20 protein-coding genes are annotated in these 21,546 nt (G+C 65.5%); 16 read left to right on the forward strand and 4 right to left on the reverse strand.

Annotation, left to right across the window (positions count from 1 at the left end; genetic code table 11):
- Positions 1–8: 8 nt before the first annotated feature.
- The 9 genes from QX128_RS27325 to ccoS all read left to right on the forward strand — a co-directional run bounded on the left by QX128_RS27325 (position 9) and on the right by ccoS (position 8,662).
- Positions 9–434: an HPP family protein gene (locus QX128_RS27325; protein ID WP_315802494.1), complete on the forward strand. Its 426-nt coding sequence runs from the start codon at positions 9–11 to the stop codon at positions 432–434.
- Positions 435–705: 271 nt separating this feature from the next.
- A complete protein-coding gene (gene ccoN / locus QX128_RS27330; protein ID WP_315802495.1) occupies positions 706–2,352 on the forward strand; it encodes a cytochrome-c oxidase, cbb3-type subunit I in 1,647 nt (548 codons plus the stop codon).
- A gap of 11 nt (positions 2,353–2,363) precedes the next feature.
- Positions 2,364–3,098: a cytochrome-c oxidase, cbb3-type subunit II gene (gene ccoO, locus QX128_RS27335; RefSeq protein ID WP_315802496.1), complete on the forward strand. Its 735-nt coding sequence runs from the start codon at positions 2,364–2,366 to the stop codon at positions 3,096–3,098.
- Between the two features lie 18 nt (positions 3,099–3,116).
- Positions 3,117–3,281, forward strand: coding sequence for a cbb3-type cytochrome c oxidase subunit 3 (locus tag QX128_RS27340; RefSeq protein WP_315802497.1), 165 nt, complete (start codon positions 3,117–3,119; stop codon positions 3,279–3,281).
- A 6-nt stretch (positions 3,282–3,287) separates the two neighbouring features.
- Positions 3,288–4,160 (forward strand): cytochrome-c oxidase, cbb3-type subunit III, encoded by an 873-nt coding sequence (gene ccoP / locus QX128_RS27345; RefSeq protein ID WP_315802498.1) that lies wholly within the window; start codon positions 3,288–3,290, stop codon positions 4,158–4,160.
- Positions 4,161–4,271: 111 nt separating this feature from the next.
- On the forward strand, positions 4,272–5,753 hold the full coding sequence (ccoG, locus tag QX128_RS27350; RefSeq protein ID WP_316183543.1) for a cytochrome c oxidase accessory protein CcoG: 1,482 nt from the start codon (positions 4,272–4,274) through the stop codon (positions 5,751–5,753).
- Between the two features lie 17 nt (positions 5,754–5,770).
- Entirely contained in the window at positions 5,771–6,271 is a 501-nt protein-coding gene (locus QX128_RS27355; RefSeq protein WP_316218366.1) for a FixH family protein, read from the forward strand.
- A 13-nt stretch (positions 6,272–6,284) separates the two neighbouring features.
- Complete coding sequence (locus QX128_RS27360) at positions 6,285–8,486, forward strand: cation-translocating P-type ATPase (RefSeq protein ID WP_316218367.1); 2,202 nt, start codon at positions 6,285–6,287, stop codon at positions 8,484–8,486.
- Entirely contained in the window at positions 8,477–8,662 is a 186-nt protein-coding gene (ccoS, locus tag QX128_RS27365; RefSeq protein ID WP_315802502.1) for a cbb3-type cytochrome oxidase assembly protein CcoS, read from the forward strand. Before QX128_RS27360 ends, ccoS begins: the two co-directional genes overlap by 10 nt.
- On the opposite strand, the gene QX128_RS27370 is transcribed toward ccoS, so the two are convergent.
- Together QX128_RS27370 and QX128_RS27375 are read right to left on the reverse strand one after the other, a co-directional pair.
- Positions 8,632–9,861, reverse strand: a complete 1,230-nt coding sequence (locus QX128_RS27370) for an MFS transporter (protein ID WP_316239027.1) — start codon at positions 9,859–9,861, stop codon at positions 8,632–8,634. The genes ccoS and QX128_RS27370 overlap by 31 nt on opposite strands.
- A 94-nt stretch (positions 9,862–9,955) precedes the next feature.
- Complete coding sequence (locus tag QX128_RS27375) at positions 9,956–10,447, reverse strand: cupin domain-containing protein (protein ID WP_316239028.1); 492 nt, start codon at positions 10,445–10,447, stop codon at positions 9,956–9,958.
- A gap of 238 nt (positions 10,448–10,685) precedes the next feature.
- Here QX128_RS27375 and QX128_RS27380 point away from each other — a divergent pair, with 238 nt between their 5' ends.
- A complete protein-coding gene (locus QX128_RS27380; protein WP_316183496.1) occupies positions 10,686–10,967 on the forward strand; it encodes a hypothetical protein in 282 nt (93 codons plus the stop codon).
- 85 nt (positions 10,968–11,052) lie between these two features.
- Complete coding sequence (locus tag QX128_RS27385; protein ID WP_316239029.1) at positions 11,053–11,772, forward strand: peroxiredoxin-like family protein; 720 nt, start codon at positions 11,053–11,055, stop codon at positions 11,770–11,772.
- Here the strand turns inward: QX128_RS27385 and QX128_RS27390 are convergent.
- Positions 11,760–12,656, reverse strand: coding sequence for a LysR family transcriptional regulator (locus QX128_RS27390; RefSeq protein ID WP_315802507.1), 897 nt, complete (start codon positions 12,654–12,656; stop codon positions 11,760–11,762). The genes QX128_RS27385 and QX128_RS27390 overlap by 13 nt on opposite strands.
- Before the next feature lie 185 nt (positions 12,657–12,841).
- Between QX128_RS27390 and QX128_RS27395 the strand changes: the two genes are divergently transcribed.
- From QX128_RS27395 to QX128_RS27405, 3 genes are all read left to right on the forward strand, one after another.
- On the forward strand, positions 12,842–13,663 hold the full coding sequence (locus QX128_RS27395; protein ID WP_316239030.1) for a 3-hydroxybutyrate dehydrogenase: 822 nt from the start codon (positions 12,842–12,844) through the stop codon (positions 13,661–13,663).
- Between the two features lie 62 nt (positions 13,664–13,725).
- Positions 13,726–14,880, forward strand: a complete 1,155-nt coding sequence (locus QX128_RS27400) for a patatin-like phospholipase family protein (protein ID WP_316239031.1) — start codon at positions 13,726–13,728, stop codon at positions 14,878–14,880.
- 236 nt (positions 14,881–15,116) lie between these two features.
- Positions 15,117–17,240 (forward strand): HAMP domain-containing methyl-accepting chemotaxis protein, encoded by a 2,124-nt coding sequence (locus tag QX128_RS27405; protein ID WP_316239032.1) that lies wholly within the window; start codon positions 15,117–15,119, stop codon positions 17,238–17,240.
- A gap of 164 nt (positions 17,241–17,404) precedes the next feature.
- Here QX128_RS27405 and glgA read toward each other — a convergent pair whose 3' ends face one another.
- Positions 17,405–18,820, reverse strand: coding sequence for a glycogen synthase GlgA (glgA, locus tag QX128_RS27410; protein ID WP_316239033.1), 1,416 nt, complete (start codon positions 18,818–18,820; stop codon positions 17,405–17,407).
- 339 nt (positions 18,821–19,159) lie between these two features.
- On the opposite strand from glgA, the gene QX128_RS27415 reads away from it, so the two are divergent.
- Complete coding sequence (locus tag QX128_RS27415) at positions 19,160–20,227, forward strand: CaiB/BaiF CoA transferase family protein (protein WP_410053189.1); 1,068 nt, start codon at positions 19,160–19,162, stop codon at positions 20,225–20,227.
- Positions 20,228–20,458: 231 nt separating this feature from the next.
- Positions 20,459–21,526 (forward strand): alcohol dehydrogenase, encoded by a 1,068-nt coding sequence (locus tag QX128_RS27420; protein ID WP_315802512.1) that lies wholly within the window; start codon positions 20,459–20,461, stop codon positions 21,524–21,526.
- Positions 21,527–21,546: the final 20 nt, after the last annotated feature.

Below are 21,546 nucleotides of genomic sequence, written 5' to 3' on the forward strand. Positions count from 1 at the left end.
TTGCCGCCTTGTACAGATTTCTCGAGGAAACCGCCGGCAACTACATGACGCGGAACGTCACGACCGTGACCCGGGAGACGACGATCCGCGAGCTCGGCGAGATGTTCGACCGCGACGATTTCAACACCTACCCCGTCGTCGAGAACGACGAGGTGATCGGCATCGTCACCAAGTTCGACGTGCTGAAATGCTTTGCCTTCACGCCAAATCAGATGCTGCCGCGCTATACGGACCTGATGAACCGGACGGTCGCCGACGTGATGACGTCCGAGTTCATCTATGTCCGGCCGGATACGAAGCTGACGCGCGTGCTGCAACTGATGGTCGAGCATCGTATCCGCAGCCTGCCCGTGACCGACGGCGACAACAGGGTCGTCGGGATCGTCGCCCGCGAGGATATCGTCAGGGCTCTGGCCGCCGCCGCCAAGGAATGATCGCGAGGACCTGATCTGAAGACCTGATCTCAGGCCTTGTGCCAACGTCTGGGAGTTGAGGCCCGCACGTGTGCCGCGTGCGGGCCTCTCTGGCTCTGTGCATCGGATCATGCATCGCCGGGATCGTACTCTGCCGCGGTCCTGGTTCCCTCCGGCTGGTTCTGCAACATTCCCAGTCTTTACGGCGAGCCGGTCGCAAAGTTGATTTCGATCAATTCCACGTGTGAACGATTGTGGTTGCTGGGCTCGTGTTCTTTCAGCGAGATTCCGCATGAGCGCGTCCTCATCCACAAAATCCATGACCATCGGCGAAAGTGGCTTGTCGCTCACTTTTGCCGTCACCGCCTTCCTGTGCGTCTTCGCTGCGGCGAAGGCACTGGATACGGCCTTCGCGTTCCACGCCTCGCTCGCGGCTGCCGCCAGCGCGGCGTCCGTCTTCTTCATCCTCAACCGCTACTTCGAGCGCGGCGAGCTGCCGCCGCAGGAGATCAATGGCCGACCGAACTACAATCTCGGTCCGATCAAGCTCGGCGCGATCATGGCGATGTTCTGGGGCATTGCCGGCTTCACCGTCGGTCTCATCATTGCCTCGCAATTGGCATGGCCGGCGCTGAACTTCGATCTGCAATGGATCAGCTTCGGTCGCCTGCGCCCGCTGCACACCTCGGCGGTCATCTTCGCCTTCGGCGGCAACGTGCTGATCGCGACCTCGTTCTACGTCGTGCAGCGGACCTGTCGGACCCGTCTGGCCGGCGACCTCGCGCCGTGGTTCGTGGTGCTGGGCTACAACTTCTTCATCGTGATCGCCGGCACGGGCTATCTGCTCGGCGTTACGCAGTCGAAGGAATATGCCGAGCCGGAGTGGTACTCCGACCTGTGGCTCACCATCGTCTGGGTGGTCTATCTCCTGGTGTTCCTGGTGACGGTCATCAAGCGCAAGGAGCCGCACATCTACGTGGCGAACTGGTTCTACCTTGCCTTCATCGTCACGATCGCGATGCTGCATCTCGGCAACAATCCGTCGCTGCCGGTGTCGCTGTTCGGCTCCAAGTCCTACATCGCCTGGGGCGGCATACAGGACGCGATGTTCCAGTGGTGGTACGGCCACAACGCGGTCGGCTTCTTCCTGACCGCCGGCTTCCTCGCCATCATGTACTACTTCATCCCGAAGCGGGCGGAGCGTCCGGTCTATTCCTACCGGCTGTCGATCATCCACTTCTGGGCGCTGATCTTCCTCTATATCTGGGCCGGCCCGCACCACCTGCACTACACGGCGCTGCCGGACTGGACGCAGACCCTCGGCATGACCTTCTCGATCATGCTGTGGATGCCCTCCTGGGGCGGCATGATCAACGGCCTGATGACGCTGTCGGGCGCATGGGACAAGCTGCGGACTGACCCCGTGCTGCGCATGCTGGTCGTGTCGGTCGCCTTCTACGGCATGTCGACCTTCGAAGGTCCGATGATGTCGATCAAGGTTGTCAACTCGCTCAGCCACTACACCGACTGGACCATCGGTCACGTGCACTCCGGTGCGCTCGGCTGGGTCGGCTTCGTGTCCTTCGGCGCATTGTACTGCATGGTGCCGTGGATCTGGAACCGCAAGGGTCTCTACAGCCTCAAGCTCGTGAACTGGCACTTCTGGACGGCCACGCTCGGCATCGTGCTCTACATCTCCGCGATGTGGGTCTCGGGCATCCTGCAGGGTCTGATGTGGCGGTCCTACACGGCGCTCGGCTTCCTCGAGTACTCGTTCATCGAGACCGTCGAGGCGATGCATCCCTTCTACATCATCCGCGCAGCCGGCGGTGCACTGTTCGTCATCGGCTCGCTGATCATGGCCTACAATCTCTGGATGACGGTCCGTGTCGGTGAGGAAGAAGTTCAGTCGCCCGTCGCCCTTCAGCCGGCGGAGTGAGGTAACCAATCATGTCTTTCTGGCAACGACACCAAGTCTTCGAGAAGAACTCGATCATCCTGGTCATCGGCATCCTGCTGGTGGTCGCGATCGGCGGCCTCGTCGAGATCACTCCGCTCTTCTACTTGAAGAGCACGATCGAGGCGGTCGACGGCGTCAGGCCCTACACGCCGCTCGAGCTGGCCGGCCGCAACATCTATGTCCGCGAGGGGTGCTATCTCTGCCACTCGCAGATGATTCGTCCGCTGCGCGACGAAGTGGAGCGTTACGGCCACTTCTCGCTCGCCGCGGAGAGCATGTACGACCACCCGTTCCAGTGGGGCTCCAAGCGCACGGGGCCTGACCTCGCCCGCGTCGGCAACAAGTACTCCGACGATTGGCATGTCACCCATCTGACCAACCCGCGCGCCATCGTTCCGCAGTCGATCATGCCCGGCTATCCCTTCCTGAAGGAGACCGAGCTCGACGCGGACAACATCGCCGACCATCTGAAGACGCTGCGGATGGTTGGGGTGCCCTACACCGACGACCAGATCGCCAACGCCGCCGCCGACCTCAAGGCGCAGGTCGATCCGGACGGTGCCGGCGCGGAGGCGCTGGTCAAGCGCTATCCGAAGGCGGTGGTGCGCAACTTCGACGGCAAGGCGGGTGCGCCGACTGAAATGGATGCGCTGGTGGCCTACTTGCAGATGCTCGGCACGCTGGTGGACTTCAAGATCTACAACGAAAAAGCCAATCTGCGCTGAGATCGAGAGGCGAGCATCATGAAGCCCATCATTGCAGTGGAAAACATCGCGTCGTCACTCGTGACGACGCTGTGGACCCCGATCTTCGTCGCGATTTTCCTCGCGATCGTGACCTATGCCCTCTGGCCTCGCAACAAGGCCGCTTTCGACGAGGCGGCGAGCATGCCGTTGCGGGAGGAGTAATTCATCATGGCTGACCACAACGAAGTTGACAGCGTCACGGGCACGGCCACGACCGGCCACGTCTGGGACGGCATCAAGGAGCTCAACACCCCGCTGCCGCGGTGGTGGGTGATCACCTTCTACATCACCATCGTCTGGGCGATCGGCTACTGGATCGTGTATCCGGCCTGGCCGCTGATCTCCAGCAACACGCAAGGCATGTTCGGCTACTCGTCCCGTGCGGACGTGGCGGTCGAGCTTGCCAATCTCGAGAAGATCCGCGGCGCCAAGATGGCCGCGCTCGCGACGGCCTCGCTCGCCGACATCGAGAAGGATCCGGCGATGCTTGCCCTGGCGCGTGCCAAGGGCAAGACCGTGTTCGGCGACAACTGCGCCGCCTGCCACGGTACCGGCGCGGCCGGTGCGAAGGGCTTCCCGAACCTGAACGACGACGACTGGCTGTGGGGCGGCTCGCTGGAGCAGATCCAGCAGACCCTGCTGTACGGCGTGCGCTCGGGGCACCCGAAGACCCGCGAGGGCCAGATGCTCGCCTTCGGCAAGGACGGTGTCCTGAAGCCGGCGGAAATCATCACGGTCGCCAACTATGTCCGCGAGCTGGCGGGCCTGCCGACCCGGCCGGGCTATGACGCCAAGGCCGGCGCCAAGATCTTCGCCGAGAACTGCGCGGCCTGCCATGGCGACAACGCCAAGGGCAATCCGGAGCTCGGCGCGCCGAACCTCACGGACAAGATCTGGCTGTACGGCTCCGACGAGGCGACCTTGATCGAGACCATCACCAACGGTCGCGCCGGTGTCATGCCGGCCTGGGAGGGCCGTCTCGACCCGACCACGATCAAGGCGATGGCGGTCTATGTCCACTCGCTGGGCGGCGGAAAGTAACGGAAATCCAACGGAACTTTCCCTTCAATTGAGCTGGATCAACTGAGCGGCCGGAGGTGGACATACCTTCGGCCGCAACTGCGAGAAGACCCCAGCCATGATCCGCCAGCCATGAACCAGACGGTAAAACCGGACGACCTGCAGCCCCAAGATCTGCAACAGGTGGACGATTACGGTCCGCTCTATGCTGCGCACAAGAAGGTCTATCCGCAGAGCGTCTCGGGCACTTTCCGCCGGATCAAATGGGGCCTGATGGGCTTCTGTCTCGGCGTCTATTATTTCCTGCCGTTCGTGCGCTGGAATCGCGGCCTCGGCGCGCCCGACCAGGCGGTGCTGATCGACTTCCCGAACCACCGCTTCTATTTCTTCTTCATCGAGCTGTGGCCGCAGGAGGTGTACTACTTCACCGGCCTCCTGATCATCGCCGCCATCGGCCTGTTCCTGATGAACGCGATCGGCGGCCGCATCTGGTGCGGCTATCTGTGCCCGCAGACAGTGTGGACCGACCTGTTCTATGCCGTCGAGCGCCTGATCGAGGGCGACCGTCGGGAGCGCATGAAGAAGGATGCCTCCGGCGACCCGATGAAGCTGGAGCGGATTTCGGAGCTCGTGCTCAAGCATTCGATCTGGCTGATGATCGCGTGGTGGACCGGCGGCGCCTGGGTGCTGTATTTCAGCGATGCGCCTACGCTCGTGAAGGATCTCGTCACCTTCCAGGGGCCGATGCTGGCCTATGTCTGGATCGCGATCCTGACCGCGACGACCTACACGCTCGCCGGCTTCATGCGCGAGCAGGTCTGCGTTTATATGTGCCCGTGGCCGCGCATCCAGGCGGCGCTGACCGACGAATGGGCGCTCAACGTCACCTACCGCTATGACCGCGGCGAGAGCCGCATGTCGGTCAAGAAGGCCGCCGAATTGCGCGCGCTCGGCCAGCCTGCCGGCGACTGCATCGATTGCAAGCAATGCGTGGCGGTGTGCCCGACCGGCATCGACATCCGCGACGGCGCCCAGATGGACTGCATCCAGTGCGGCCTCTGCATCGACGCCTGCGATACCGTCATGACCAAGATCGGCCGCCCGACGCGGCTGATCGGCTATGACAACGACATCAACATTCATCGCCGACAGGAAGGCAAGCCGCCGATCTACAAGCTCGTGCGCCCGCGGACCATTGTCTATGCCGCGATCATCGCCGTGGTCGGCGGTGCCATGGTCTACAAGCTCGCGACCCGGTCGCTGCTCGAGGTCAACGTGCTGCACGATCGCAACCCGATCGCGATCAAGCTGTCCGACGGCTCGATCCGCAATGCCTATACGGTGCGCGTCCTCAACAAGCACGGCTTCGATCGCGTCATCGCCATCGACATCGAAGGGCCGGCCAACGCCGCCGTCCACGTCGTCGGCGCCGATTCCGTGACCCCGGACCGGCCGATGATCGTGATCGGACGCGACCAGACCGAGGAGCTGCGCCTGCTGGTGACCGCGCCCGAAGAGAGCAATCCCGAGAAGTCGATTCCGGTGAAGTTCCATGTGACGGATATCGGTCTCGGCGTCGTCGCCTCCGCCACCGACAATTTCGTCAGCCCGTAGAGCAAGGGAGCCCGTCAATGGCCAGCCGTTCCAATCCTTCCTTCCAGCTGACCGGAGGCATGGTGCTCGCGATGCTTCTCGCCTTCTTCGGGACGGTGATCGGCGTCAACGTCTACATGATGACGGCGGCGATCTCGACCCTGCCAGGCACCGAGGTCGACAGCGCCTACAGCGCCAGCCTCGGCTACGAGAACGAGATCGCGGCGGCGCGCGCCCAGGAGGCGCGGCGCTGGCAGGTCGAGGCGCATATCGAGCGCGGCGCAGGCGGCGCGGCGGTGGTGCAGGTCAACGCACGCGATGCGAGCGGCAATCCGCTGTCTGGCCTGACCTTCCAGGGCCGGCTCGAGCGTCCGGCCGACAAGCGCGCCGACCAGGAGGTCGCGCTGGCCGAGATCGGCGGCGGCATCTATCGAGGCACCGCGGAGGCGATCGCGCCGGGCCAGTGGGACCTCGTGCTCGAAGGCGATTCCAGCGGCCGCCGCCTGTTCCTGTCGAAGAACCGCGTGCTGCTGAACTGAAGGACGTCCGATCATGCATGTGACGCGTGACTTCTCCCATTACGTCAAGGATCTCGGCGCCGGCCTGAAGCACATCGACCTCGCGGTCGAGGGTGTCAGCTGCGCCGGCTGCATGGCCAAGATCGAGCGCGGCCTCTCCGCGCTGCCCGACGTGACGCTTGCGCGCGTCAATCTCACCGACCGCCGCGTCGCGCTGGAATGGAAGCAGGGCACCCTCGATCCAGCCAGGTTCATCGACCGCCTCGCCGAGCTCGGCTACAAGGCCTATCCGTTCGAGAAGGCTAGCGCCGAGGCCACCGAGGCGGAGGAATCGCGCTTCCTGCTGCGCTGTCTCGGCGTCGCCGCGTTCGCGACCATGAACGTGATGATGCTGTCGATCCCGGTGTGGTCGGGCAACGGCAGCGACATGCTGCCCGAGCAGCGCGACTTCTTCCACTGGCTGTCGGCCGTGATCGCGCTGCCGGCCGCGGCCTATGCCGGCCAGCCGTTTTTCCGCTCGGCTTGGCGCGCCTTGAAGACCGGCAACGTCAACATGGATGTGCCGATCTGCATCGGCGTGATCCTGGCCTTGGGCATGTCGATCGTCGAGACGTTTCATCACGCCGAGCACGCCTATTTCGACGCCGCGATCATGCTGCTGACCTTTCTGCTGGTCGGCCGCTATCTCGACCAGAGCATGCGGCGGAGGACCCGCGCGGTCGCCGGCAATCTCGCCGCGCTGAAGGCGGAGACCGCGACCAAGTTCATCGGTCCCGACGAGATTTCGGAGGTGCCGGTCGCCGCCGTCCGCGCCGGCGATCTAGTGCTGCTGCGGCCCGGCGAGCGCTGCGCCGTCGACGGTGTCGTGGTCGAGGGCCGCTCCGAGATCGACCAGAGCCTGATCACCGGCGAGACGCTGTACGTACCTGCCGAGCAGGGGACCGCCGTCTATGCCGGTTCGCTCAACATTTCCGGCACGCTGCGTGTCCGGGTTTCCGCCGCCGCCGAGGGCACCTTGCTCGCCGAGATCACGCGCCTGCTCGACAACGCGCTGCAGGCGCGCTCGCGCTACATGCGCCTCGCCGACCGCGCCTCGCGGCTCTATGCGCCGGTCGTGCACGCGACAGCGGCGCTCACCGTGCTCGGCTGGGTGCTGATGGGCGCGAGCTGGCACGATGCCATCGTCACCGGCATTGCCGTGCTGATCATCACCTGTCCCTGCGCCCTCGGGCTTGCGATTCCCACCGTGCAGACGGTGGCGTCGGGCGCGATGTTCAAGTCCGGCGTGCTGCTCAATGCGGGCGATGCGATCGAGCGCCTCGCCGAGGCCGATCACGTCATCTTCGACAAGACCGGCACCTTGACGCTGCCGGAGCTCGAGGTCGTCAACGCCGCCGACATTCCTGCAGATGTGTTCGCGCTGGCCGGCCAGCTCGCGCTGTCGAGCCATCATCCGGTGGCCGCGGCGGTGGCCCAGGCCGCCAATGCGCGGTCGCCTCTGATGGGCGCGGTCGAGGAGCCGGGCCAGGGTGTCCGCGCCGTCGTCGACGGCGTCGAGATCAGGCTGGGACGTCCGGCCTTCTGTGGCGCCGAGGCGCTGGTTGCGCAGACCAAGGGCGTCGATCCTGAGGCCTCGGTGGTGGCGTTCAGCCGCGGCGATAGCAGGTACCTGTTCTCGGTGCGCCAGGGCCTGCGCCCTGACGCCGCCAAGATCGTCGCCGGCCTGCAGCGGCGCGGCATCAAGGTCGAGATCCTCTCGGGCGATCGCGAGGCGGCGGTGGCCGCGGCCGCCAAGGCGCTCGGCATCAGCGCGTGGCGCGCGGGCGTCACGCCGGCCGACAAGATCGCTGTTATCGAGGAGCTGAAGCGCGCGGGCGTCAAGGTCATGATGGTCGGCGACGGCATGAACGACGCGCCGTCGCTCGCCGCCGCGCACGTCTCGATGTCGCCGATCTCGGCCGCGCATCTGAGCCAGGCCACCGCCGATCTCGTCTTCCTCGGTCGTCCCCTGGCGCCGGTGCTGGCCGCGATCGACTACGCGCGCAAGGCGCTGCATCTGATGCGGCAGAATCTATGGCTCGCAGTCGGCTACAACGTCCTGGCGGTGCCGCTTGCGATCAGCGGCGTCGTCACCCCGCTGATCGCGGCAGCCGCGATGTCCGGCTCCTCGATCATCGTCATGCTGAATGCGCTACGTGCCCGCAAGGTGGCCGGGGAGGCCGCGTCATGGAAGTGATGATCATTCTCGTCCCGCTCGCTCTGGCGCTCGGCCTGGCCGGCCTGGTCGGCTTTCTCTGGTCGCTGAAGAGCGGCCAGTATGAGGATCTCGAAGGGGCGGCCTGGCGCGCCATCGCCGACGACGATGAGCAGGCCCCGCCGTCTCAGCCCGAGCCGGCGCCGAGCCGGTCCTGAGCGTCCGGCGGCGTCAACCAGCGCGCCAGGTATCCCGCGATCCCCAGCGCGGCGGCGATGCCTGCGACGCAGGCCGTCCAGCCGAACCGGTCGAACAACTGCCCGAGCACGGCCGTGCCGACGATGCCGCCGGCGAAATAGCTGGCGAGGTAGAGTCCGCTGGCGACACCCTGATCGTGCGTGGCGGCCTTTCCGACGAAGCCTGTGGTCACCGCCTGGGCGAAGAACGTGCCGGCGCCGACCAGCACCATGCCGGCCAGCACCGCCCCGAGCCGTGACGACAGCATCAGGACGAGGCCGAGGCCTGCGGTCGTGAGTGCGCCCCCGATCGCGCCCTGTGTGCCAATCCTTGCGACCATCCGGCCCGCCAGCAGCGTGGTGGCGATCGACGGCAGGAAGACGAAATACACCAGTCCGACCTCCATCATGCCGAGTGACAGCGGCGGCCGCACCAGCACGAAGTTCACGAAGGTGAAGGCGCCGATGAAGGCGAACAGGACGCAGAAGCCGACGCCGAAGGCCGCGCGCAGGCGGCGGTCGCGCAGGTGATCGGCGATGGCCCCGCCGCGCAGCCGCATCGCTCCCTCCGCACGCATGGCCGTGCCTCCGACCGCGAATGCGGCGAGCAGGGCGCCGCAGACATTGAGCGCGGCGAAGACGTAGAAGGTCGGCTTGAGGCCGAGGGCCCCGGTCAGACCGGCCGAGAGCAGCCGCCCCACCAGATTGCTGGCGACGTTGCCGGTGATATAGGCCGCGAAGGCGCTGCCGGCTTCGCCGGCGCTGCACTGCTCGCCGAGATAGGCCAGGGTGAGGGCGAACGCCGAGGCCATGCAAAGGCCCTGCAGGATGCGCAAGCCTGCGAAGATGGAGAGGTCCGGCGCGCTGCCGAGCAGTGCGGTGAAGCCGGCGAGCAGGGCAAGGCTGGCAACGATGCCGATCCGGCGATCGATCAGCGGGCTGAGCAGGCCGATGACCAGGCTCGCGATCGCCATTCCCAGCGTGCAGGCGTTGACGGCGAGCCCCATCTCGGCCGCGCTGACCTGATAGTAGCGCGTGAGGACCGGCAGCATCGCCTGCGCCGCGAACAGGTCGACGAGGCTGAAAAAGGCGAGCAGGCCGACCAGGACCGCGCGCCGCGCCGCCGTTCGTGCATTCACATGGCCGGCTCCAATCGGTAACCGTGCGGACATATCCGTCATGGCCATCTCCTCGGCTCGACAGCGCAACGCGGCCGCATCCGGATCGCCGGCCTGGAAGGGGGCGATCCGAAGGCGGGTGGCAGAGGTACGCGATCTACATGTTGTGATCGTGCGGATCCTTGCGAACGTCGCCGACGTAGAGGATGACTGTCTCCTTGCCGTCGTTCTTCCACCAATGCGACGTGCCGAACACCTCGGCTCTCAGATCGCCGGCCTTGTGCAGGATCGGCTCGGCGCAGTTGCTGGCATATTCGACGATCTCGCCCTGCTGAACGAAGATCAGCGCCGGGCGATCGTCGTGGCTGTGCCACGGCACGATGCCGCCGGGCGCGATGGTCAGCCTGCGGAAGCGCAGCTCGCGGTCCTTGAGATTGGCGGGCTGCTTGGCGAGATCGATCGCGCCAAGGGTGACGTCGGACACGCCGACCGCCTTGACGTCGGCCTTCTCGCGCACGCCGGCCTTGATCTTGTCGGCCGGACACTCGCCGGCGCGGGCGCCGGGCGCCGCGATCACCGTCGTAGCAAGGGCCAGGACGAAGGCAGCGTTCAGGCGGCGCGCGCGTGTAGCTGCGATCTGCATCAACATGTCATTGTCTCCTCTGATGGAACAGCGGCCCGCGCCGAGCGGGCATCGCAGGGCGCACCATCGGGGAGCAGAGCACGTGATGGAAATGCATCCTTTCTCTGGAGCCGATAGACCGCCGCTATCGATAGGCGGGCGCTATCCTCGCGATTGGACAACGGCATTTCTCAAGCAGGAGAGGCCGCGCTTGTAATGCGGATGCCCGATGACGGGCGACAGCATTCATGAGGAGGAGATATCCATGACCCGCCTGTCCAAGACCTTGATTGCCGCGGCCGTGGTCGCGGTCTCTGCCACCGCAGCCATTGCGCAAGGCGGCCTCGATCTCGCGCCCGGCATGGCCTATGTCTACAGCGCCGGCAAGACCAGCATGATGACGATGGCTACCGGCGACGCCAATCATCGGGCCATGATGCGCCACGCCAGGAAGGTGCCGAACAACACCGTCTTCTTCATGAGCGACGGGCAGCTCTATTCCGCGTCCGGCATGCTCGATCCCACCGGCAATTTCTACCGGCCCTGAGCGCGGCGGCCGGGCAGGCCGCCCTTGTGGTCGGCTTGCCCGGGAAACTATCATGGTTGGGGTCCCGAACGCGCCGGAGCAGCTCATGACAGTGCTTTCACCCGCGGATGCCGAGCGGCTCAGACAGGCCTTCCTGCAATGCAGGGAAATGCAGGGCACCTTGCGGCAGCAACTCGAGGCCTATGCCGCTGCGGGTCGCGAGATCTTTCCGGCCTATGCGTCCGCCGTCGACCGCCTGGTCGCGCGGCTCGGAGAAAACGGTGGCGGCGAGACGGCGCCGCGGCCCGGTGAGCCGATGCCGCCATTCGTCTTGCCCGATGAGGCTGGCCGGCTGGTGAGCCTGCAATCCTGCCTCGTCCGGGGGCCGGTCGCCGTGATGTTCTTCCGCGGCCATTGGTGTCCCTATTGCCGGCTCAACGTTCGCGCGGTGATCAAGGCGCAGGCGCGCATCGACGCCGCGGGCGGCGCGATCGTCGCGATCATGCCGGAGCTCCAGGCGTTCACGCAGCAGTTCAAGTCGGACGCCGGCGCCACCTTCCCGGTGTTGACGGATCTCGACAACGGCTATGCTTTGTCGCTCAACCTCGCGATCTGGCTTGGTCGTGAGATCCAGCAACTGCTGGCGCACCAGGACCTGGCGAGCTTCCACGGCAATGACGGCTGGGTGTTGCCCATCCCGGCTGCCTTCGTGGTCGGGCGTGACGGCCTCGTGAAGGCGCGCTTCGTCGATCCTGATTTCCGCAAGCGGATGGAGATCGACGATCTGGTCGAAGCGCTTCGCCAGGCCGCAGCTCAGGACAGCTGACCGAGCCATTCCTGCCAGTTCCTGCCGCGCAGCATGCGCATCACGGTCGAGGCAACCGCCGTGCGTTCACGTCCGGCAACGCCGTAGAGATGCACGGTGCGCCGCACGTCGAGTCCGTCGACGGTGGCCCGATGCAGGGTCTCCGGCAGCGCGGTCGTTTGCGGCACCACACCGATGCCGACTCCGGCTTCCATCAGCGCGATCAGGTCGCGTTCGGAGTGGACGTCATGAGTTCGTCCGAGGTCGACGCCGCGCTCGCGGAGCAGCGTGCGCAACCTGTCCGCATGTTCGCAGTAGTTGCGGCAGAGCAGCGCGTCGCCACTGAGATCATCGATCGTGATCGCGTCCTGCCCCGCCAGCCGGTGCCGGCTGCTCACGGCGAGCGCGAAGTCCTCCGTGAAGAGAGGCCAGACATCCAGCCGATCCCAGGTCTCGTCGATCTCCGAGGCGATGCCGAGCTCTGCTTCGCCGTTCTTCAGATGCTCTGCGATCATGCGGCTGCTGCCGCGCAGAAACCTGAGCTCGAGCTGGTTGAACTGGCGCTGCAGCTGATCGAGCAGCGGGATCAGCAGCGCAAGGTCGACCGAGTCGGCGAGCGCGATCCGGAGCGTGCCGAGCTCTCCGCTCTTGAAGGACGAGGCCAGGGTTCGCGCGCCGACGGCAGCCTCGTAGCATTGCTTCAGCAGTGGATGCATGCGCTGGCCGAGCTCGGTGAGTTGTGCGGCCGGCCGCTCACGCCGGAACAAATCGCCGCCGAGCTCGGCTTCGAGCTGCTTGATCGCACGGGTCAGCGACGGCTGCGTCACGTTGCATTCCTCGGCCGCGCGCGTGAAGTGCAGCAGCCGGGCAACGGCAAGAAAATACCGAACCTGATGCATTTCCATGGGAGAGCTCCGTTCGACCGGGCCGACGTCCCGGATGCAATATCCTAGCAGACCGCGCATCGCATCAACGATCGCGATAGCGAAACCGTATCGTGGGGCGAGCCAAACGGCATTTCCATTCGTCGCGGCAGCCCGGCAGTTTGTTCTCGCCTCGAGCAATCTTCGAAACGGATGAAGGAACAGCCATGGCTGCAGATACGATGACGACCCCGCGCTCGTTACGTCCGTTGTCCGGCAAGGTGGCGGTGATCACGGGCTCGACCAGCGGTATCGGCCTCGGCATCGCGCGGGCGCTCGCCGGCGCGGGGGCACATGTGGTGCTGAACGGCTTTGGCGCGCCGGAGGACATCGAACGGATGCGGTCGGACATCGCAGCCGAGTTCGGTGTGCGGACCGGCTATGCCGCCGCCGACATGATGCAGCCCGCGGCAATCGAGCAAATGATCAACGACACCTTGCATGAGTTCGACCGTATCGACGTACTGGTCAATAATGCCGGCATTCAGCATGTCGCGCCATTGGAGGAGTTTCCGGTCGACAAGTGGAATGCCATCGTCGCGATCAACCTCTCGTCGGCGTTCCACACGATGCGGCTGGCGCTCCCGTCGATGCGGCGGAATGGCTTCGGCCGCATCATCAACATCGCCTCGGCGCATGGCCTCGTCGCTTCTCCGTTCAAATCGGCCTATGTTGCTGCCAAGCACGGCATAATTGGCCTCACCAAGGTCGCGGCGCTGGAGGCGGCCGAGATCGGCATCACCTGCAATGCGATCTGTCCAGGCTACGTCTACACGCCGCTGGTCGAGGCGCAGATCGACGGACAGGCGAAGGCGCACGGCATCTCCCGCGATCAGGTCATCCGCGATGTCCTGCTCGCGCAACAGCCGAACAAGCGCTTTGCAACGGTGGAGGAGATCGGCGCGCTCGCCGTCTTTCTCGCCAGCGATGCCGCCGCATCGATCACCGGTGTCGCCCTGCCGGTCGATGGTGGTTGGACCGCACATTGACGGTCGGGCGATGTAACAGCGACGTGAGAACTGCGAACAGGACAATGTATCAGGAGGGAGACATGGCCGAGGTCGACGACACGATGCACGCGATGATCGATCGTGGCAGGCTGCCTGGGCAGGTGGTTCTCGTGCTGCAGGGCGGTGGTGCGCTCGGTTCATACCAGGCGGGCGTCTACCAGGCGCTGCACGAGGCCGGCCTGGAGCCGGACTGGGTGATCGGCACCTCGATCGGCGCCATCAATGCGGCCCTGATCGCGGGCAGTCCGGTGCAGGAGCGCATGACGCGGCTGCGGGAGTTCTGGAAGCGGATGCACCGGCGGCCAGCCTGGTCGGTGCGCACGGCCTTTCCGGATTTCAACGAGCGGCTGTCCTATTGGACGACCGTGACGCATGGGATTCCGGGCTTCTTCCGTCCCAACGCCCTGGCGCATGCCGGGGAGGCCTATCCGCTCGGTGCCGAGCAGGCCGGCTACTACTCGACCGCTCCGCTGCAGGAAACGCTGCAGGAACTCGTCGACTTCGATCGTCTCAACAATGGCGGTCTACGCCTCACCGTCGGGGCGGCGCACGTCAGGACGAGCCGGATGCGCTATTTCGACAGTCGCGACGACGTGCTCGATGTCCGCCATATCCTGGCATCGGGCGCGCTGCCTCCCGCGTTTCCGGCAGTTCGCATCGATGGCGAACTGTATTGGGACGGCGGCATCCTGTCGAACACGCCGACCGAAGTCGTGTTCGACGACAATCCGCGAAAGGACTCGCTGATCTTCGCCGTGCATCTGTGGAATCCCGAAGGTGCCGAGCCGACGACCATGGCGGAGGTGTTCAACCGCCACAAAGACGTGCAGTATTCGAGCCGGATCTCCAGCCATATCGCGCGCCAGCAGCAGACGCATCGGCTGCGCCATATCATCAATCAGCTTGCGGTCCATTTGCCCGAGTCGACCCGCAACGATCCGGCGGTCCGCGATCTCATCAGTCACGGCTGCCAGACGCGGATGCATGTCGTCCGGCTGCTGGCTCCGCAGCTTGATCGCGAGAGCCATACCAAGGATATCGATTTCACCGAGCGGGGCATCATCGCACGCTGGACTGCGGGCTATCAGCACACGCAGTCGGTCCTGGAGCGCATGCCCTGGTCGGGCGAGCACGATCCGCTCGCCGGCGTGGTGTTGCACGATCCCTCGATCAAGCTTGCAGCGGCAGCCGAGTAGCAGGCCAATGCGCTGACCCGATCCTAATGGTGCAGCATTTCGGCATTCCGATACCGCATGGATCAACTTGTTTTAAGGGATTAGTCGTCATTCGTTCTTAATCATTGTGGCGCGGCGGTCGCCGCAATCTTGTCTGCCGACCGTGCGGGAACGTCGCCGAAGGGCCGCTGCGCAAGCGCGCATCAGCCGATACGCGCGCGACCGGCCGGGCAACGGTATTTGATTGGGAATAGGCAATGTCCGAGCGCGCGGTGCTGCACAATGAGACGATCAAGCCGGAGACCGGGGCGATCAGTCTCAAATGGAAGATCTTGGCCGGCAATCTGCTGACCGGTTTCTTCGCCATGGCCTTTGCATTCGTGCTCGCATGGAGCGGGTGGGGAGATCTAGTCAAGCGCGAGCAGGCGCGACGCGTCCTTGACGCTTTCGAGCTGGCGATGAAGGTGAACGCCCAGATCCCGCTCGAACGGAATATCTGGAATCTGCTGGCTGCTCCGGCGCCCGCTTCGGCCGACGATGCTGCCAAGCTCGACAAGACCATCGCGAGCACCGACGATCTGCTCAACCAGGCCAAGTCATCCGCCAAGGCGGCGGGGTTGGCGACCAGCAGCATCGACGCCGCCGAGCAGACCCTTCGCGGTATCCGGTCGGCGGCTCGCGGTGCCGTGGGGCTGCCCTTTGCGCAGCGTCCGGCCAACATCCAGGCGGCAACGATCGACGGCCTCGGCCGCGCCGCCGAGTCATTGAATGCCGCGATCGACGCGACCGCAATCGAGCTGTCGCGCGTCGGTGGCGACGTCGAGAACCTGCTGCCGTCGGGCCAACTGGCGCAACTGTCGCAATCGATGCGGACGGTGAATGGTGCGCGCTCCGCGGTTCTTCGCTTCTTCATCCAGAGCCTGAACTGGACGCCGGCACGCCTCGCCGAGGTCACCGAACAGAGCGGGCAGGTGACCCTGTTGTGGCAGCAGATGGAGCTCGCGGCCCGCAGCGTGCGCGACAATCCGGACGTCAGCTCTGCGCTCGAACATGTCCGCTCGACGCTGATGGGCGACGGCGAGCGCCGTTATCGTCAGATCGTCACCGCGGCGCGCGACGGTCAACCTTCGCCGGTCACCCCCGAGGAGTGGGGCCGCTGGACCACGCCGATGCTGAACAATGTGATCGTGCTGCGCGATGCGGCGCTGACGTCGGCGCACCAGGCCATCGATCAGTCGATCGAGGCCGCGCGGCTGCGCCTGTTCACCGCTCTCGGAATCCTGCTCGTTGTCGCGCTGGTGTCGGTGGCGGTGGTGCTCGGCGTCGTCCGTGGCGTCATCGGCCCGCTGGTCGGGCTGACCGGCGTGACCCTGCGCCTCGCCAATGGCGAGCTGAGCGCCGACATTCCGAACGAGTCCCGCCAGGACGAGATCGGCGCGATGGCGCGCGCGCTCAAGATCTTCAAGGACGCCCTGATCGCCAAGAAGGATTCGGACGAGGCCGCGCAGCGCGACGCGCAGGCGCAGATCGATCGGGCCCGGCGGCTGGATGCGCTGACGCGCAACTTCGAGTTGACGATTGCCGACATCGTCAACACCGTGTCGTCGGCGGCCTCGGGGCTCGAAACCTCGGCGGATACGCTGACCAACACGGCGAACCGATCGCAGGAGCTCAGCACGGTGGTGGCGGCTGCGTCGGAGGAAGCGTCCGCCAACGTCCAGTCGGTCGCCTCCGCCACCGAGGAGCTGTCCTCGTCTGTGACCGAGATCAGCCGTCAGGTCCAGGCGTCGGCGCGCATGGCCGGCGACGCCGTGCAGCAGGTGCGCCAGACCAATGGGCGCGTCGCCGATTTGTCGCAGGCCGCAGCCCGCATCGGCGACGTCGTCGAGCTCATCAACAGCATTGCCGGACAGACCAATCTCCTTGCACTCAACGCCACCATCGAGGCGGCGCGGGCCGGCGATGCCGGCCGCGGTTTCGCGGTGGTTGCGACCGAGGTGAAGGCGCTCGCCGAACAGACGGCGAAGGCGACCGAGGAGATCTCACAGCAGATCTCAGGCGTGCAGGCCGCGACGCAGGAATCGGTGACTTCGATCCAGGCGATCAGCTCGACGATCGAGCGGCTCGCCGAGATCGGTGCCGCGATCGCGGCGGCGGTCGAAGAGCAGGGCGCGGCAACGCAGGAAATCTCGCGCAACGTGCAGCAGGCCGCCCACGGCACCCAGCAGGTCTCGTCCAACATCACGGACGTGCAGCGTGGCGCCTCGCAGACCGGCTCGGCCTCCGCCGAGGTGCTGTCGTCGGCCAAGTCACTGGCTGGAGATTCCAACCGCCTCAAGCGAGAGGTCGGCAGCTTCCTGGAAGCGGTCCGCGCGGCGTAAGAAGCCAACCTTTCAAGCGCCCAAGAAAAAGCCCGGACGATGTCCGGGCTTTTGTTATTTGGCCGTAGCCCGGATGAGCGCAGCGATATCCGGGGTCTGCTCCGAACGTTGAAATCATCCCGCATGTCGCTCCGCTCATGCGGGCTACGACAGCCGGTCTCGGCTTAAGACGCCAGCATCTTCCGGTACAGCGCATTGTAGCAGGCTGCCGACAGGTCCCAACTGAACGAGCGGGCCATCGCCGAAAGCCGCATCTCGTTCAGCCGTTCGGTGCTGGTGAACGCCGAAAACGCGCGCTTCACCCCGCCGAGGAAGGATTCCGCTGACGGCTTCTCGAACAGGAATCCGGTCTCGCCATCTGTGATGGTCTCGGCGAGGCCGCCGGTCTGGTGCCCGATCGGCAGCGAGCCGAAGCGCTGGGCATACATCTGGCTCAGGCCGCAGGGCTCGAAGCGCGACGGCATCAGGGTGAAGTCGCTGCCGGCGAAGATGCGCCGCGCCTGCGCATCGTTGAATCCGATGGCGACCCCGATCGCGTCCGGCCGGCGGCGGTGGGCCTCCATCAGCGCGCGCTCGATGGCCGGCTCGCCGGTGCCGGTGACCACGATCTGGCCCCCGGCGCCGACGATCTCATCGGCGGCTTCCAGCACCAGGTCGATGCCCTTCTGATGCACGAGGCGCGCGACGATGCCGAACATCGGACCACGCGACACGGCGAGGCCGAACTGCTTGCGGACGTAGTCGGCGTTGGCCTTCTTGCCCTTCCAGTCGCCCGCGGCGAAGGGCTGCGCCAGCTGCTGGCAGTAGCGGGGATCCCAGCTCTCGTCGATGCCGTTGAGAATGCCGGTCAGCTCATGGGCATTGGAACGCTGCCGGAGCAGGCCCTCCAGCCCGCAGCCGAGCTCGGGCGTCGTGATCTCCTGGGCATAGGTCGAGCTGACCGTGGTGAGATGCGACGCATAGACCAGTCCGCCCTTGAGAAAGGACAGCTTGTCGTAGAACTCCAGCCCGTCGATGTGGAACGAGGATTCCGGAGCGCCGATCCGGCGCAGCGACTCCCGCGGGAACAGGCCCTGATAGGCGAGGTTGTGGATGGTCAGGATCGACGGCACGTCGACCCCGCGCCACGCCAGATAGGCCGGCACCAATGCCGCCTGCCAATCATTGGCGTGGACCAGATCGGCTGCCCAGTTCTTGTCCAGCGTGCCCGCCGCGAGCTCGGCGGCGGCGGCCGCGAGCCGGCCGAAGCGGATGTCGTTGTCCGCCCAGTCATCTCCGTTCTCGTCGCCGTAGGGGTTGCCCGGCCGGTCATAAAGCTCGTCGCAGAGCAGGACGTAGACCGGCAGGCCGTCGCGGGTCGACGACCGTCCCAGTGCGCAGGCGGGCATCTCTGCCAGAGGCGCGCAGTGGCCGACGATCTCGATGTAAGTGAGTTGCTCGACCACGTCCCGGTAGCCGGGCAGCATGATCCTGACGTCGGTATGTGAGCGCAGTGCCCGGGGAAGCGCCGCCGAAACGGCAGCCAGTCCGCCCACCCGGACGAAATCGTCCATTTCGGTCGTAACGAACAGAACCCGCAAGAGATGTCCTCGATCAAGCCCCATGTTCGTCCTATGCAAGAAAAGGTCCAAATTCAGTCATGAAGAAAAGCGTTGCCGCATTGCGGCGAAAGGCCAAACGCTTTCGACATCGAATGGTTCGATCTAGAAACGACCTGCACGACGATCGATGGCTTACGCTTCGTGAATCAGCGACCGCAAAGCGGAGCTTCGGCCTCGGTGCCAAGCGAGAAGAGTTCAAACCAGGGAGCTGCCAGGGTGAGTCTAGTGGGAAACGATGAGAGCCGTTTGACAGGATGTTTCGAGGGACTGCGCGTCCTCGACTTCTCGACCACCATCGCCGGCCCGCACTGTGCCCGCATGCTTGCCGATATGGGAGCGGAGGTGATCAAGATCGAGTCAGCCGAAGGTGAAACCATGCGCACCCGGCCTCCGATGCGTCATGGCTGCTCTACCGCTTTCGGTCAGCTCAACGTCGGCAAGAAGAGCGTCGTGCTCGACCTCAAGTCGCGCGACGGTGTCGCCGCGGTGTGTCGGCTGGTCGCCGAGGCCGATATCCTGGTCGAGAACTTCCGCCCGGGCGTGATGCAGCGGCTCGGGCTCGACTACGCGGCCTTGAGCGCGCTGAACCCGCGGCTGATCTACTGCTCGATCTCGGGTTACGGCCAGACCGGCCCATCGGCGGAACTCCCGGCCTATGCCCCGGTGATCCATGCGGCTTCGGGCTACGACATGGCGCATCTCGCCTACCAGCCGGGGCGCAGCCGGCCCGATTATTGCGGCATCTATCATGCCGACGTCGTCACCGGGACCTACGCGTTCGGCGCCATCGCCTCCGCTCTGTATCAGCGCGAGCGCAGCGGGCGCGGCCAGCACATCGACTGCTCGATGCTGGAATCGATGCTGAGCTTGACGCTCAACGAGATCCAATGGTCGCAATTTCCCGTCGCGCAGCCGTCGCGGCCGACCTTCGGCCCGGCGGAGTGTCGCGACGGCTATGTGATGATCGCCATCGCCAGCGAGAAGACCTTCCAGAACCTGATGACCGTGATCGGCCATCCGGACTGGGTCGATGATCCCAGATTCGCAAAATATTCCGACCGGCGGGCAAACTGGGGGGCGCTGATGGATGGCGTCGAAGCCTGGTCGCGCCGGCTCGACGTCGCCCAATGCCTGGAGGCCTTGAACGCGGGCGGCGTACCCAGCTCGGCCTACCGCAGCGTGGCCGATGCGCTGGCTGATCCGCAGATCGCGCATCGCGGCGCGCTGGCCGATGTGGAGGATGCAGCCGGCAACTTCAAGGTCGTCAACCTGCCGTTCCGGATGTCGGAGGCGAAAGTTGCGGCCGGCCCCCGGGCCGCGAGCCTCGGAGAGCACACCGAGGACATCCTGCGCGAGGCTGGCGTCAGCGACGCTGCAAAACCTTGAGCTCGCTGAGGCAAAACGCTGCAGGGCTGCCATGACCGCACATGCTGCGCGCAGCCTTGCCGCTCCACGCGTTTCCAGCCAATGTCGCGACATCGCAAGAACAGTCCGGACCAGCCGGACGCGCTCATGCCGGGAGGAGGTCGAAAGGCGCCGTTGCCGCGCGCAGCCGCGCCGCTCGTCCCGTCGATGCGCCGTCCGGTCCTGGCCGCACCGGATGACGGGAGTGAAAGCATGAAGAGCTTCAAGGTCACCGATTTCAATGCGCCGCTGACCGAGGTCGACGAGCCGACGCCGCAGCCGTTCGGCAAGCAGGTGCTGATCAAGGTGAAGGCAGCCGGCGTCTGCCACAGCGATCTGCACATCTGGGAGGGCGGCTATGATCTCGGCCACGGCCGCAAGCCGCTCTCGCTCAAGGATCGCGGCGTGTCGCTGCCGCGGACCATGGGCCATGAGAGCGCCGGTGAGATCGTGGCGTTCGGGCCGGAGGTTACCGAGGCGGAGAAGGGCGGGCTGAAGGCCGGCGACGTCGTGCTGGTCTATCCCTGGATCGGCTGCGGCAAGTGCGCCACCTGTCTCGCCGGTGACGAGAACATGTGCCTGAAGCCGGCCTCGCTCGGCGTCTATTGCGACGGCGGCTATGCGGACCACATGACCGTGCCGCATCCGCGCCACCTGATCGACCTCAAGGGCCTCGATCCGGTGACGACCGCGCCCTACGCCTGCTCGGGCGTCACGACCTACAGCGCGCTCAAGAAGGTCGAGAAGGACTTCGACACGCCGATCGTGATCTTCGGCGCCGGCGGCCTCGGGCTGATGGCGCTGTCGCTGTTGAAGGCCATGGGCGGCAAGGGCGCGATCGTGGTCGACATCGACGCGCGCAAGCGCGAGGCGGCGCTGGCGGCCGGGGCGCTGGCGGCGGTCGACGGCAAGGCGCCGGATGCGCTGGAGCAACTGAACAAGGCCGCAGGCGAGCCGATCCGCGCCGTCATCGACCTGGTCGGCAATGCTGCCACCGCGCAGCTCGGCTTCGATTGCCTGACCAAGGGCGGCAAGCTCGTCATCGTCGGCCTGTTCGGCGGCGGCGCGCCGTGGGCGCTGCCACTCATTCCGATCAAGGCGGTCACCATCCAGGGCAGCTATGTCGGTAATCTCCGCGAGACCAAGGAGCTGCTCGATCTCGTCCGCGCCAAGCACATCGCCCCGATCCCGGTGACGCCGATGCCGTTGTCCAAGGCCAACGATGCCTTGCACGATCTGCAAAAGGGTCAGCTGGTCGGCCGTGCGGTGCTGACGCCGTAAATCGCAACTCCGTCCGCTCG

It is taken from the genome of Bradyrhizobium sp. SZCCHNR1015 (assembly GCF_032489875.1).
Classification (GTDB): Bacteria; Pseudomonadota; Alphaproteobacteria; order Rhizobiales; family Xanthobacteraceae; genus Bradyrhizobium.